Here is a 14,736-nt window from a genome sequence, read left to right on the forward strand (position 1 = left end):
AACCCAAGCCCGGCTTCTCGGCCCTTGGGATTTCAGTTACCTTTGCAGTATGGATTCCAGCCCCGGTCAATCGAGTATCTATAGCTTCCAATTTTGGCTTCTGTGTGCCAGTAACTTCCTTTTCACCGCCAGCTTCAACATGATGATTCCCGAGCTGCCGGGTTACCTTTCTGCCTTAGGCGGCCGTGAATACGTAGGCCTGGTTATCAGTTTGTTTACGCTGACGGCCGGTATTTCAAGACCTTTTTCGGGAAAACTAACCGATACCGTAGGCCGCGTACCCATTATGGCCTTTGGGTCGCTGGTGTGCTTTGTCTGTGGGTTACTGTATCCCTTCATGAGTAGTGTATATGCCTTCTTGCTACTGCGGCTCTTTCACGGGTTTTCGACGGGTTTTAAGCCTACGGCTACTTCGGCTTACGTGGCGGATGTCATGCCCGAGGACCGGCGGGGTGAAGCCCTGAGTATGCTCGGTATTTCGGCCAGTATCGGCATGTCGGCGGGACCACCGCTGGGGAGCTGGCTAACGGCGGCGTTTTCGATTGATACCATGTTTTACGTTTCGTCGCTGTTTGCCTTTCTGTCGATTGGTATTCTGACGAATTTGAAAGAAACCCTCGAACGGCGGCAACGCTTTTCACCGCGACTGCTACTCATCAAGAAAAACGAAATCTTTGAACCCCGCGTACTGGCTCCCGCGGTGGTGATGTTGCTCAGTAGTTACGCGATTGGCTTAATTCTCACCATCGGTCCGGATCTATCGCTTTCGGTGGGCATTTACAATAAAGGTCTGTTTTTCATGACCTACACCATTTCGTCACTGCTGATTCGGCTGGTGGCGGGGAAAGCCTCCGACCGCTTCGGTCGCGTCAAAGTATTACGAATGTCGATTCTGGTGCAGGTTATCGCCATGTTAGGCCTAGCTTTTGCGGATAATTTGTACATGGTACTGGCTATGGCCTTTCTCTTTGGCGTTCCCTGGGGACTCAATACACCGGCTCTACAGGCTTGGACCGTCGATTTGGCGAATCCCTTGTACCGAGGCCGGGCCGTAGCCACCACGTATATCGCTCTGGAAGTAGGGATCGGAATCGGAGCTTTAACCTCGGGCTGGCTACACAATCATTTACGAAACAGTTATCAGATCAATTTCCTGATTTGCAGCGTGATTACCTCGGGAGCATTATTGTATCTTTCCCTCCGCAAATCACCCGCCCTGACGATGTAACCTTATGACCTTTACGGAATATCTTACCCAGAAAAAAATAAACGCCCAGGCATTTCAGCAAGCTGAACCTGAGCGTTTTAAAGAGTGGGAGCAACTATTTGGACAAGTTCATCCCGATAGTTTTACGGCCCAAAAGAAATTCCTCATCAATCCGATCCGCCGCAAGTACGGCCTTTCGGCTTAGGGCTTACTCTTTCTCACCCGTATCGGCATAATCCGGCATTTCCTGATCATTCAGCCGGACCATCTCCGTATTCTTCCGTAGTCGCATGTTAATCAGCTCGACGGTCAGGGAGAAGGCCATTGCTACGTACAGATACGCTTTGTTGACTTCCTGGTGAAAGGCTTCGGCCACGAGCATGATTCCAATGGCAATGAGAAAGGACAAAGCCAGAATCTGCAAGGTCGGATTTCGGTTGATGAAATCAGCAATGATGCCCGAAAAGGCCAGCATGATGCCCATTGAAATCACTACGGCGATGATCATAATCCAGACATTCTCCACTAGGCCTACGGCCGTCAGGATACTGTCAATCGAAAATACGGCATCGACTAGTACGATCTGAATGATCGTCGCCATCAGACTGGAATACTTGGCAGCTCCTAAAGAAGACTCGGCCGACGCTTGTAACTTATGGTGAATTTCGAGCGTACTTTTCCCCACCAGAAATAATCCTCCACCCAGCAAAATCAAGTCTTTCCAGCTGATTCCCACGGGTTCGGTCGTGCCATGTTCAAGAATGAACGGTACTTCAAACAGTGGCGTCGTGAGTCGTAGTAGAGAAGTAATTCCAAAGAGGAGAATAATCCGAAATACCATCGCCAGTAACAGACCGATCGTCCGGGCCTGCTTTTGCTGAGCCCGTTGGAGTTTGTCGACAATGATGGAGATAAAGATGATATTATCTACCCCAAGTACGATTTCCAAAAACGATAAGGTCAGAAGACTAATCAATACGGCCGGTTCGGCCAGGTTCGGAAATTCCATGATTCAGATGAATGTAATAGTATGATTGGGGACGAAGTTTCATTAAAAGCTTTATTCCAGCAGCAAGATATGGTACTGTCGGTACAATTTAGGTTTGGAATGGATTTTTCATTTAGGGAATGGACATCAACCTTGAATTTATACATGGCACGCAAATCTCGTTTCTTCTCTCTGGCCCTGGGCGTGGGTCTTGTATGGGCAGCCCGCCAGTTGGTACGCTATAGTCGACGTTTCGACGTTCGTAATAAAGTAGTACTCATTACGGGAGGGTCGCGGGGCCTCGGCTTGGTACTGGCACGTCAATTAGCCACCCAGCAGGCCAAATTAATTCTGGTCGCTCGTGATGCGGATGAACTTCAACAAGCCGAAGAATCGATTGCCGAACTGGGAGCAGAAGTCATCTCCATTGCCTGTGATATGACGAACCCTGCCGAAGTGGAGGATATGATTGAAGAAAGTCTCAATTACTACGGTCGCATCGATGTACTCATCAACAACGCGGGTATTATTCAGATTGGCCCCGTAGACAATATGACGCTTCAGGAGTATGACGAAGCCATGGAAACCCATTTCTTCGGTCCACTCCATGCGATTCGAGCCGTATTGCCACACATGAAGGCTCGTCAGGAAGGGCGTATCGTTAATATATCTTCCATTGCTGGAAAAGTAGCTGTACCGCACCTGCTCCCCTACTCAGCCAGTAAGTTTGCTTTGAGTGGACTCTCCAAAGGATTGCGTACGGAACTTCTGCATCAGGGCATTCACGTCACGACCGTATATCCGGGATTGATGCGTACGGGTAGCCCACGGCACGCCATCGTGAAAGGAGAACATCAGAAAGAGTATGCCTGGTTTAAAATTGCGGATTCCCTCCCCTTACTGACGGTCAGTGCGGAACATGCCGCCCAACAGATTATTGAAGCCTTAAAGCAAGGAAGAGCGGAACTAACGGTGAGTGTACCCGCAAAACTGCTGGCTGCGTTGGATCATCTGTTCCCGGAGTTGGCAGCCGACATCTTTGGCATTACCAACCGATTTTTGCCTCAGCCCGTACCCGAAGCGGCCAATCCCCGCAAGCACGGGTACGAAGTGGAGTCAAAGATTACACACAATGGCATAACCCAGCCTAGCGATGAAGCTGCTGTGGAAAATAACGAGTTTTAGAAACGAGTTTTCAGTTATACAAAAAAGGAGAAACAGGTCTGCCGTTTCTCCTTTTTTGTATAACTATAAATTCGTTAACCAATTACAACCGGGCCATTCTGATTGATGCTGGAAACGTAGATTTCACTTTCAATTTGTACGCTGGCAAAGGCCCGTTGCATCGCCTCTCCCACTTTTTTAGCCGTATCCCGATCTTTGCTCAGGGCAAACATGGATGGACCTGCTCCCGAGATACTACAACCCAGCGCCCCCGCTTCAATCGCCGCGTGTTTGACCTCGTCAAAACCTGGAATCAAGATGGAACGTACGGGTTCGATAATCACATCAACCAAACTGCGGGAAATCAGTCCGTAATCACCCTTCATAAGGCCGGCTACCAGTCCAGCTACGTTACCCATTTGGGTAATGGTATTTTTCAGCGACGTTTCTTTCCGGAGGATATTGCGGGCGTCTCTGGTATTTACCTCAATTTGTGGGTGGACGATGGTCGCAAACAGCTCGGCGGGGGTATCAATCTTCACCACGTCGAGTTTGGGTTCGTAGCTGCGAATGGCAATAAAACCACCCAGCAAACTCGGAGCCACGTTATCGGCGTGGGGCGTACCGCTGGCAAATCGCTCGCCTTCCATGGCGAAAGGCAATAAATCAATTTGATCCATGGGTCGACCCATGAGTTCATTCAGAGCGAATACACCCGCTACGGAACTCGCAGCCGAAGAGCCGAGACCGCTACCCAGGGGCATTTTTTTCCGTAACTCGATACTAATCCCCTGGTTGGCATTGAGATGCTTGAGGTACGCCAGCATCGAAATACAGGCCGTATTTTTTTCCGGATCGAGTGACAATCGTCCCTGATCGCCTTCAATTTTTACGATTTCCAGGCCGGGCGTAACCTTTTTGCGGAGAATAATCTCATCGCCGGGATTATCGACGGCAAAACCGAAAATGTCAAATCCGCAGGCCACGTTGGCTACGGTCGCCGGAGCGAAGACTTTGATGGATTCCATGAAGTAATTGAGCAAAACGGCCTTTTCAACGCGAGCCGTCCCAAAGATAGAGGGTGAGAAACTTCAAACAAAGGTACAAGGAAGGTTTGGGGGAGTTTGATAGGGTTTGAGGGAGTTTAAGGTTTAAATCGATTTATCGTAGTACTAGCCTCAACCTTTAGACCTTTTTAAACCTATTCAAACTACTTTAAATCTCAAACTCTTTTCAAACTTTAAACGGTATCAAACCGGAATCACATCCACTCCTACTTTAAACGTCTGTTTTCCCGTACTGAAAACGATTCCCCTGAGCGGGGAGACGTCCCCGAAATCGCGACCCCAGGCGGTGGTGATGTGTTTTTCCTGGGGTACCAAATCGTTGGTAGGATCAAAATCACACCAGCCTACACCCGGAGCGTATACCGAAACCCAGGCATGCGTAGCATCTGAACCCTGTAGTTTGGTCTTACCCGGCGGGGGCTGCGTTTCCAGATAACCGCTAATGTACCGGGCCGCAAAACCCAGACTGCGGAAACAGGCAATGGCCAAATGGGAAAAATCCTGACAAACCCCTTTCCGCTCTTTTAGCACGGTTTTGAGCGGCGTATGGATCGTCGTAAAGCCAGAGACGTATTTGAACTCCGTGTAAATTTTGTGGCAGAGCTGCCGGGCACTCTGGTAAAAGGACTGATTTTCAGAAAAACAATCGGCCCCAAAGTTGCGAATTTCTTCATCCCACTGCACAAACGAACTCGGAATCATGTATTCCAGCAACTGCGTTTTCAGGGCATGATTCGTGCGTAACTGCTCCTTCACTTCCCGATTGGTCATGAATAAATCGGTAATGATCGACGAGCGGGTTTCAATCATACTCGTCGCCAGCACGGTCAGCTGCGTATGCGGCTGATGGATGGAAAAATGATGCAGGGTATTACCAAAGTAATCCGTCCGCTGACTGATCTCATCGGGCATCGGCGTAATCTGTAAAGCGAAATTTGTACAATTCTGACGCGGTGAAATCTTTGGCATCAGGCAGGCAATGCCGTGATAGTTATTCACATTACCCGTATACGTATACTGCGTTTGATGAACCAGTTTATAATTCATTTTCAAGGTCCATTATCGTTTCCGTAATCGAATGCTGCGTAGCCGTATGGTTAAAGTACAGATTGGCCGTAAAATCCGATACCGACAAAATCAATCCGTATACTTCCGCTAGCAGTTGATCCAGTTTTTCGTAGGGCATGGCATCGCCACTTACGGTACTCAGCTCGGCTACATCGATGAGTTGAATCTGCGTGGAAGCTCGCAATACAGCTTTCTGAGCATCATTCAACCGCTCGGAAGCGTGGGGCAACTGAGCAATGGTCTGTTCGAGTGCCTGTAATAAGTACGCCAGTGAGGAAGGTACCTGTTTATCCAGCAGAACCATATCCAGCATGTATTCCATCTCGTAATTAGACTTGTAGGCCGAACGATAATTCACCAAAGCAAAGTGGTTCATCAACGTAGCTTCGATGAGTTCGTGCTCAATGAACCGTTCGGTTCGGGCACTGAAGATGGAACGCATGATCACAATCTTGGACAAAATGCGTTCAATCAGTTTGCCCGTTTCAAACAGTAAAAACCCGTTGTTACGCGGTAACGATTCACTCACAATTCCATAGAATGTAAACAGGCTGTATTGCAGCGTATTCAGTATATTCTGAATGTCGTTCGGATTTTGTTTAGGCTGAATCTGCTTAAGCTTCTGGGCAATATTTTCGATCACGTCGATGGTACGCCAGGTTACCTGATTCCAGCGTTCGCGTACGACAATCATGGCCTTCAGGAACGAGTCAATCGTGGAAGCGATCGTACCGCGTTTAGCGTCATTGGCGATGCTGTCGGTAATAATCGCAAACGGATGCTTGTATGATTCCGGGGTTTCATTCGAGAAACCGGGCTCAATTCGAATCAGGCGGGATACGGTCTTGAGCAGGATTTCAATGTGCTCAGTCTTGGTGGTCGTACCGAAATTCCGCTGCAGATTCAGGGAATTAAGCGTAATGATCAGAAACGTAGTTGCCGCCATGGTTCGCTCCCCGTAGCGAGCCGCCCAAAACAGGTTTTCGGCGCTACGACTGGGCAGGGACGTCTGGGATTTCTGGAATAACTGCCGGGGCAGCCTAATACGATCGGGTATGATTTCGGTTTCATCCGACACAATCCAGGTATCCTTGGCGATTCCACCGTACTGATTGGAAAAGGTGAATTTGTCTTTCACGGGTGAACTTCGCGTCAACCCACCCTGCATGACCTGATACCCCGCCGGAGTGGCCGTCAGAAAGGCACGGATGGCGGCGTACCGGGGTTCAATTCGGTCATTGACGAAAGCAGGTGTCGTTGAAAAACTGATCTCTTCCTGAGCTACGTATTCGCTCGGGTGTTGGAGGATCTGAGTCCGTAACTCCTGTAACTGATCGAATGTAAGCTGTCGACCGTACACGGAACGGAATACCTGTTTGCGATTGGCTTTTTTAATGATGAGTCGGTGTAGATTCTCCAGCACATACTGCCGCTCTTTGGCTTGCCCACACCACCAGGTTGCTACGGATGGTAACAGCAGCTCTTCCTTCAAGAAGTACCGACTGACCGAAGGTAAAAAGGAGTTGAGAGCCGTATTCTCGAGAATACTACTCCCCGGCGGGTTAATCACCATCACATTGCCATTCCGGATGACCTGAAGTAAACCGGCTACGCCCAGTTTAGAGCCGCCACGTAGTTCCAAAGGGTCGCACCATTCATCGTCTACCCGGCGAATGATGATGTCCACCCGCTGCAAGCCTTCAATGGATTTCACCCAGACGTAGCCATTCTTGACGGTAAGGTCATTGCCTTGGACCAACGTAAAACCCAGGTACGAAGCCAGATACGCCTGCTCGAAGTACGTCTCGTTATTAGGGCCCGCCGTGAGATACACCACATTGAGCTGATCCGTTTTTTCCCGGAACACCCGAAAGATGGCCTGCTGAATCTGCGTAAAAAAGGGTGAAAGTCGACTAACGTACTGTTTTTCGGCCAGCTCCGGCATGACCTTGCTAATGATCTGCCGGTTTTCCAGAGCGTAGCCCGAGCCTGAGGGAGCCTGCGTGCGATTATCGAGTACCCACATCCGACCGTCCGGGCCACGAGCCATATCAGCCGCGTACATCACCAGTTGGTGTTCCGTGGGCAGTTTTACATCCTGACAGGGACGGAAGAAACCCGTATTTTCAAACACCAGCTCGGCGGGTAAAATCCCATCTTTCACCAGCTTGCGTTCGCCGTACATATCCCGGAAAATCAAATCCAGCAGGATCGCCCGTTGCTGCAATCCCTTCGAAATGGATTCCCATTCGGACTTCTGGATCAAAAAAGGAATGGGGTCGAGTTTCCAGGGACTGTTCATTCCTTTAGGGTCTTCGTATACATTATACGTTACCCCATTTTCCCGAATTTTATTCTTGATCTCCTGTAAGCGATTCTTCAGTTCCAGGTTCCCAATTTTTTCCAACGACTGAAATAATTTCTCCCAGTGCGGCTTAATGCTACCGTCGGCGTTCAATATTTCATCGTAAGAACTCAGCTGCGTTCGGTATGAATCCAGCAAGGAGTGAATCGTATCTGCTACCATAATGTACACGGGCTTCTGGCCTTACTAACTGTCGATTCTAGCCCTCACCTCTGCCTTATGCCCGGCCAAAGGTACGAGTTTCCAACTACATGGTTCTGTTTCGAAACCTAGTAGGAGGCTAGGTGTCAAAATTTTATTCTACAACCATACCATTTATTGATATATAATTTTGATTTACAAGAATATACGGGCATTTACCACTAAATCACTAGTTTGATCTGTACGTATCTACCCTTCATTCATCAATAGAATTATACCAGGGATTACGTAAATACTTGGGCTGAACGGACCACCTAAGCCGGATCGGTTTCAATTTTGCTTACCTTTGCCGCGAATGAAATCGCACCTATTCTCTGCTTCCCCCATCATAGCCCTTACTCCACCCTGAGGTAAGACCACTTCCCGTTCGTAATCTTTCCGGATCATCTATGCCGTCGAAGCTGCTTTGCTTCGTCCGGTTTACTATTCATTTCCCATGACTACCCGATTAAACCTGTTCGACTTATCGCAAAAGGTCGACTACAAAACGGAATTGCTTTCGGGCCTTACCGTAGCCCTGGCCCTGATTCCCGAAGCCATTGCCTTTGCCCTCATTGCGGGCCTTTCACCCCTGACGGGCCTGTACGCGGCCTTTACCATGGGTTTGGTTACGTCGATTTTTGGGGGCCGCCCCGGTATGATCTCAGGAGCCACCGGAGCCGTGGCCGTGGTAATCGTCAGTCTGGCGAAATCGCACGGGGTTGAATACATTTTTGCTACCGTCGTGCTGGCTGGATTCATTCAGCTGGCGGCGGGGCTATTACGGCTGGGCAAGTTCATTCGGCTGGTACCGCACCCGGTCATGTTCGGGTTTGTGAACGGGCTGGCGATTGTGATTTTTCTCGCTCAGCTCGATCAGTTCAAAGTAAACGATGCCAGCGGCACCCTACGCTGGATGAAGGGCCCGGCCTTGTGGCTCATGTTGGGACTGGTAGTACTGACCATGCTCATCATCTGGGGACTACCCAAACTGACGAAAGCGATTCCCGCCTCACTCACGGCAATCGTAGTCGTGTCGGCGGCCGTCATTGGCTTACAGATCGATACCAAAACCGTGGGCGATATTGCTTCGGTACAGGGAAGTTTGCCGCCCTTTCACCTTCCAGCAGTACCTTTTTCGCTGGAAACCCTGCAACTTATTCTCCCCTACTCGTTCATTGTGGCGGGCGTAGGACTCATCGAAAGCCTGCTAACGCTTAACCTGATTGATGAAATTACCGAAACCAAAGGTCGCAGCAATAAGGAATGTATGGCTCAGGGACTAGCCAATATTGTCACCGGATTATTCTCGGGCATGGGCGGCTGTGCGATGATCGGTCAAAGTCTGATTAATATTTCTTCGGGAGCACGGGCCCGACTGTCGGGAATTGTTGCGTCCGTGATGCTGCTTTTATTCATCATGTTCGGAGCCAGTCTGATTGAGCAGCTACCGATGGCGGCCTTAACCGGTGTACTGATCATGGTTTGTATCGGAACCTTTGAATGGGCCAGTTTCAAAACCATCGGCAAAATGCCCACTTCCGACGTATTCGTTATCGTAGTGGTAACGCTGGTGACGGTTTTCCTGCACAACCTGGCGTTGGCCGTCGGCGTAGGCGTCGTGATTTCGGCCCTGGTGTTTGCCTGGGAAAACGCCAAACGCATTCGGGCCCGGAAGTACGTGGACGAGCAGGGAACGAAGCATTACGAGATTTTCGGTCCGCTGTTTTTTGGTTCGATTCACGCCTTCAATGAAAAATTCGACGTCAGCTCCGATCCGCAGGAAGTGGTGATTGATTTTGCGGAGAGTCGGGTGGCGGATATGTCAGCCATTGAAGCCCTGAATGCTCTGACGCGTCGCTACCGGGTGGCGGGTAAAATGGTACATCTACGCCATCTAAGTCCCGATTGTCGAAAGCTTTTACAAAATGCGGAATCGATGATTGAAGTGAATATTCTGGAAGATCCGACGTATCGGGTGGCTTCGGATTTAGAGTAAAGTTGATGGTTGTTCGTAGGTTTCTGCTTTCGTGCTAGCCAATGAAAAGGACTAAGTATACTCCATAAAAAAAGCGGGCTGATTTCTGATCAGCCCGCTTTTTATGATTCACTTTTTCTTACGAAAGGTAACTGCCGATGGAAACGATGTCGGCGAATACGCCTGTGGCGGTTACTTCCGCACCGGCTCCGGGGCCTTTGATGACCAGCGGTCGATCGTGGTAACGCTTGGTCGTGAAAGAGATGATGTTATCGGCCCCTTCCAGCGAATACAGCGGATGCTGTGGCCCGACGGATTTAAGTCCAAGTTTGATTTTTCCGCCTTCCAATGTCGCGATAAACCGGAGCTTCTCGCCTTTGGCATCGGCGTCATCGACCCATTTTTCGAAAACCGGATTGCAGTTTTCCAGTTCAGCGAAGAAGTCGTCCACGGAGGGAGCCAGTCGGCAGCTTTCGGGCAACAGCGGCGTAATTTCAATGTCTTCGAAATCCGCTTGCATCCCGATTTCCCGGGCCAGAATCAGAATTTTCCGGGCGACGTCCTGACCGCTCAAATCATCGCGGGGATCGGGTTCAGTATAGCCTTTGGCTTTCGCTTCGCGAACCACTTCGGCAAAGCGTAAACCCGGACGGAAATTATTAAAGATATAACTCAGCGTACCCGAGAATACGCCTTCGATTTTCAGGAATCGGTCGCCCGAAGCAATGAGTCCCTGTAAGGTGTTGATGACGGGCAAGCCCGCTCCCACGTTGGTTTCATACAGGAATTTCACGCCTTTCTTCAGGGCCATGCGGTGACGACGGGCGTACTCCTCGTACGGAGCGGCATTGGCCGTTTTGTTCGGCGTAACGATGGATACTGATGCTTCCAGCAGCCCTTCGTAATAATCGACAATGGCTTTATTGGCCGTACAATCCACGAAGATACTGTTGGGCAGGTTCAACGCTTTTATCCGTTCGATGAATGCCGACATATCCGCCTTTTCACCGTCGATGTCCAAACGTTCTTCCCAGTGTTCCTTTGAAATCCCCCCTTCGTCAATAACCATTACCCGGCTGTTCGTTACGGCAATGAGGCGAAGTTTCAGATTCCGGTATTTTCGCAGGTAACTTTCCTGCTGCGAAAGCTGATGCAGGAGGGTTTTACCAATCAGTCCCGTACCCATCAGGAAAAGGTTCAGGGTCTTGACCTGATCGGCGAAGAAGCTTTCGTGAATGACATTCAGAGCTTTCGATAGATCTTTCCGCTCGATTACTACGGAAATATTCAACTCCGAACTGCCCTGAGCCGTTGCCACAATGTTAATCCCGTTCTTTCCGAGTACCGAGAACAAGCGGCCCGACACGCCCGTATGCTGTCGCATGCCTTCACCTACTACGGCAATGACGGAAAGGTCTTCCTGAATGTCGATTCCTTCCACGTCACCAATACGGAGTTCACTGGCGAATTCCGTTTCCATGATTTCCCGTACTTTACTGGTGAACTTGGGGTCGATGGCAAAGCAGATTGAGTGTTCGGAAGAGGCCTGCGAAATCAGAATCACCGAAATTTCGTGGCGGGCCAGTACCGTAAACAGCTTGGCCGATACCCCGGCTACGCCAATCATACCCGAGCCCTGCAGGTTGACCAGAGCCAGATTGTCGATGGAGCTGATTCCCGTGATGGTGTACTCGTGCGGGGGAGCCTGCCGGGTTACGATGGTTCCCGGATGAGACGGATCAAAGGTGTTGAGAACCTTGATGGGAATATTGGCTTTGAACGCGGGCGTCAGGCTGGGCGGATAAATCACCTTGGCACCAAAGTGCGTCAGCTCCATCGCCTCAGCGTAACTGACCACCGGAATAGTAAAGGCATTGCGTACCTTCCGGGGATCGGAGGTCATCATACCCGGTACGTCCGTCCAGATTTCAATGACACTGGCGTTGAGAGCTGAACCGAAAATACTACCCGTATAATCGGAGCCTCCGCGACCAAGCGTCGTCGTCACGCCATCTTCGGTTGATCCAATAAAGCCCGTAATGAGCTGGAGGTTTTTATTCTTGGTAAAATGATGCTGAATCAGATGATTCGTCAACTCGAAGTTTACCTCAGCCTGCTGAAACGAAGCGTTCGTTTTAATCAGCTTGCGGGCATCGAGAAAATCGCAGTCGACCCCCTGATCTTTTAGCACTTCAGTCACCAGCGTCGTCGACAGACGTTCACCGAAACTCACGAGCAGATCGGACGTACGCGGTGAAATTTCCCGAATCAAGGTAATTCCCCGCAATAAGTCTTCGAGTTCATTGAATAAACCCATGACATCGGCAATGACCCGACTCCGAAAACGCGGTCCGATGAAATGGTTAATGATTTCGAGGTGACGATCGGACGCCTTTTTCAAAACGTCCCGGTATTCTTCATTACGGGCGGCCCGGTTGCCCATTTCCAGCAACTGGTTGGTAAACCCACCCATGGCCGAGAAAACCACGGCTATTTTTTCACCGCGTTGAAGATTATCATGAATAATGCCCAAAACCGATTCTATGGCTTTGATGCTTCCTACGGAGGTGCCGCCGAACTTTAGAACTTTCATACGCTAATCAACGACTTTACAGCCGTGCCGGATAAGTAGAGGAGCCCTTGGGGGAGACTCATAAAATAAGAGAATCGCAAAGATAACCGAGACGATTGGTTCGCAGCTGAAGAATTCTAAAAACTACGCGTTTGCCGGTACTAAACGTAGGAGAATGCGGGAGTAAAGCAAATTTCTTAGGATAAGCCTAGTCTACGAATGGAAACATCTATAACAAATCCTACGGATAAGTCGGGAAGTCGGAGCGTTTTAAGGTAAGGTTATGGCTGCGATTATAAAAAAACAAAAACTTCCCGGAAGCCATTACTCCCGGGAAGTCCATACTCCTTATGAAACGGGGCTTACGCCACTTTCTCCATTTTTTCTTCCTGATGCCACCATAGTTCCATAAAGCGGGGACCATTGTAGCGTAACCAGTCAAACGAACCCTCTTCAATGATTCGGCCCTTGTCCATGACGTAGACGTAATCGAAGTCGCGTAAGAGGTGCAGGCGGTGCAGCGAGGAGACGATCGCCTTGTCGGGGAAGGCCTCGAACATCCGTTGGTATATCAACGCTTCCGTTTTTGGATCGACGCTGGACGTCGGTTCGTCGAGCAATACTACGTGACTGTGCTGAGCGGCCAGAATTCCCCGGGCCAAGGCCAGCCGCTGTTTTTGTCCACCCGACAGGTTGACTCCTTTTTCCTGAATCTGCGAGTCGAATCCCTGCGGCAATTGCTTCACGATTTCGTGAAAATGAGCAATTTCACAGACTTCCCGTAGTTTCTCTTCCTCGAACGGCAGGCCCAGCGTAATGTTATAGGCAATCGTATTTTCGAAAATTTCCGGCTCCTGCGGGAAAAGCGTTACAGAGTCGTACAAGGCTCCCAAATCCGGATAAAGCTGGCCATCAATGGTCATTTCACAGCCGGGCTTGGGCTGGTACAACCCCCGTAACAGGGCGAGTAAGGTACTTTTCCCACTGCCACTTTCTCCGATCAGGGCAATGCGTTGTCCCCGCTGAATTCGCAGGTTGAGGCCTTTCAGGCCCGTCACGCGTTCGTCAGACTGATGGGAGAAGTGAATATTTTTCAATTCAATCGCCTGCCACTCCTTCGGCATGGTTTCAATGGCTTCCGGACGGTGATTGTTTTCATAGGCGTCGGCAATGTCGTTGGCCGTTTGCAGGTCGGTATTGTAGCGGACGATGTCCGTATACTGCCAGGCCACATCCTGAAATACGCTCGTAAACTGGTTCACGTAGCCGAGCAGCGTGACCAGTCCACCCACGTAAAAAGCCTGTGACGGATCGCTGTTCTGATAAATGTAGCCTAACGTAATGACACCGTAAATTAGGCTGATCATCATTTCGGCCGTAAACCATTTCCATTCGTTGATGACTACGTTCTTCCGAAACGCCGGGAATAGCTTCGAAACCTTCTGCATCAGTCCGGTTTCCATACTATTTTCCAGCCGTAAGGTAATCACGGTAAGGATGTTGGAAAGGCTATCGAAAAGCGTGGCGGATACTTCGTGTTCGCCTTCGTTGACTTCATTCAGCGTCCGAACGAAAGGCTTATCGAACATAAAAATGATGCGTAGAGTCACGATACCAATGCCTACCCCGATCATGCCAAATAGCGGAGAAAAGTACAGCATGGCTCCCAATGACAAGGCAAACTTCATCAGGGCGTGCAAGTACGTAAAGCCATTCTGGAAAAAGAGACGCAGGGCTTCGTAGGCCTTCCGAATCCGGTTGATTGTAGCTCCCGAGTGGTGATCTTTATGCCATTTGACGGGCAAATGCAGGGCCTGGTGGTACCGTTCCTGCAAAAAGTTACGGCTCAGGTTAAAAGCTAGTTCCCGTTCCACCACGCGGGCCGGACCGTGAAATGCCCAGAAAACCAGCCGCAGACCGATATACCCCAGGATGTACCACAGGGAATACCGCAAGGCATGAACACCGTCTTTTTGAAGCTGATTGACCAGCCAGCCCAGCATCAGGGGCAAACTGGCATTGACTAAATTGGAAAGAATAAACAGCGTATACACGCCGACATACCGACCTCTTTCATGTCGGGCATACTGCCACGCGGTACGCAGCAGCGAAACATAAGGATTACGCATGGGGGAAAAAAGGATACC

General features: G+C 49.9%; 10 protein-coding genes. 4 read left to right on the top strand and 6 right to left on the bottom strand.

The window, feature by feature from the left end:
- Nucleotides 1–49 precede the first annotated feature (49 nt).
- Nucleotides 50–1,228: an MFS transporter gene (locus C5O19_RS14725; protein ID WP_104713487.1), complete on the top strand. Its 1,179-nt coding sequence runs from the start codon at nucleotides 50–52 to the stop codon at nucleotides 1,226–1,228.
- A gap of 4 nt (nucleotides 1,229–1,232) precedes the next feature.
- Nucleotides 1,233–1,412 carry a hypothetical protein gene (locus tag C5O19_RS14730; RefSeq protein WP_102199617.1) on the top strand — a complete coding sequence of 60 codons (180 nt, stop codon included), beginning with the start codon at nucleotides 1,233–1,235 and terminating at the stop codon, nucleotides 1,410–1,412.
- A gap of 3 nt (nucleotides 1,413–1,415) precedes the next feature.
- Here C5O19_RS14730 and C5O19_RS14735 read toward each other — a convergent pair whose 3' ends face one another.
- The gene (locus C5O19_RS14735; RefSeq protein ID WP_104713489.1) at nucleotides 1,416–2,216 is read right to left on the bottom strand and encodes a TerC family protein; all 801 of its coding nucleotides are present in this window, start codon (nucleotides 2,214–2,216) and stop codon (nucleotides 1,416–1,418) included.
- Between the two features lie 144 nt (nucleotides 2,217–2,360).
- On the opposite strand from C5O19_RS14735, the gene C5O19_RS14740 reads away from it, so the two are divergent.
- On the top strand, nucleotides 2,361–3,380 hold the full coding sequence (locus tag C5O19_RS14740) for an SDR family NAD(P)-dependent oxidoreductase (protein ID WP_104713492.1): 1,020 nt from the start codon (nucleotides 2,361–2,363) through the stop codon (nucleotides 3,378–3,380).
- Between the two features lie 74 nt (nucleotides 3,381–3,454).
- Here C5O19_RS14740 and C5O19_RS14745 read toward each other — a convergent pair whose 3' ends face one another.
- From C5O19_RS14745 to C5O19_RS14755, 3 genes are all read right to left on the bottom strand, one after another.
- Nucleotides 3,455–4,387, bottom strand: coding sequence for a homoserine kinase (locus C5O19_RS14745; RefSeq protein WP_094816684.1), 933 nt, complete (start codon nucleotides 4,385–4,387; stop codon nucleotides 3,455–3,457).
- 222 nt (nucleotides 4,388–4,609) lie between these two features.
- The gene (locus tag C5O19_RS14750; protein WP_102199619.1) at nucleotides 4,610–5,473 is read right to left on the bottom strand and encodes a transglutaminase family protein; all 864 of its coding nucleotides are present in this window, start codon (nucleotides 5,471–5,473) and stop codon (nucleotides 4,610–4,612) included.
- Nucleotides 5,463–8,021 (bottom strand): circularly permuted type 2 ATP-grasp protein, encoded by a 2,559-nt coding sequence (locus tag C5O19_RS14755; RefSeq protein ID WP_104713494.1) that lies wholly within the window; start codon nucleotides 8,019–8,021, stop codon nucleotides 5,463–5,465. Before C5O19_RS14755 ends, C5O19_RS14750 begins: the two co-directional genes overlap by 11 nt.
- Nucleotides 8,022–8,496: 475 nt before the next feature.
- On the opposite strand from C5O19_RS14755, the gene C5O19_RS14760 reads away from it, so the two are divergent.
- On the top strand, nucleotides 8,497–10,038 hold the full coding sequence (locus C5O19_RS14760; protein ID WP_104713496.1) for a SulP family inorganic anion transporter: 1,542 nt from the start codon (nucleotides 8,497–8,499) through the stop codon (nucleotides 10,036–10,038).
- Between the two features lie 118 nt (nucleotides 10,039–10,156).
- Here C5O19_RS14760 and thrA read toward each other — a convergent pair whose 3' ends face one another.
- Complete coding sequence (gene thrA / locus C5O19_RS14765) at nucleotides 10,157–12,610, bottom strand: bifunctional aspartate kinase/homoserine dehydrogenase I (protein ID WP_104713498.1); 2,454 nt, start codon at nucleotides 12,608–12,610, stop codon at nucleotides 10,157–10,159.
- Nucleotides 12,611–12,951: 341 nt separating this feature from the next.
- Nucleotides 12,952–14,718, bottom strand: a complete 1,767-nt coding sequence (locus tag C5O19_RS14770; protein WP_104713501.1) for an ABC transporter ATP-binding protein — start codon at nucleotides 14,716–14,718, stop codon at nucleotides 12,952–12,954.
- Nucleotides 14,719–14,736 lie beyond the last annotated feature (18 nt).

Origin of the sequence: Siphonobacter curvatus, assembly GCF_002943425.1 — a bacterium.
In the GTDB taxonomy this organism is placed as follows: Bacteria; Bacteroidota; Bacteroidia; order Cytophagales; family Spirosomataceae; genus Siphonobacter; species Siphonobacter curvatus.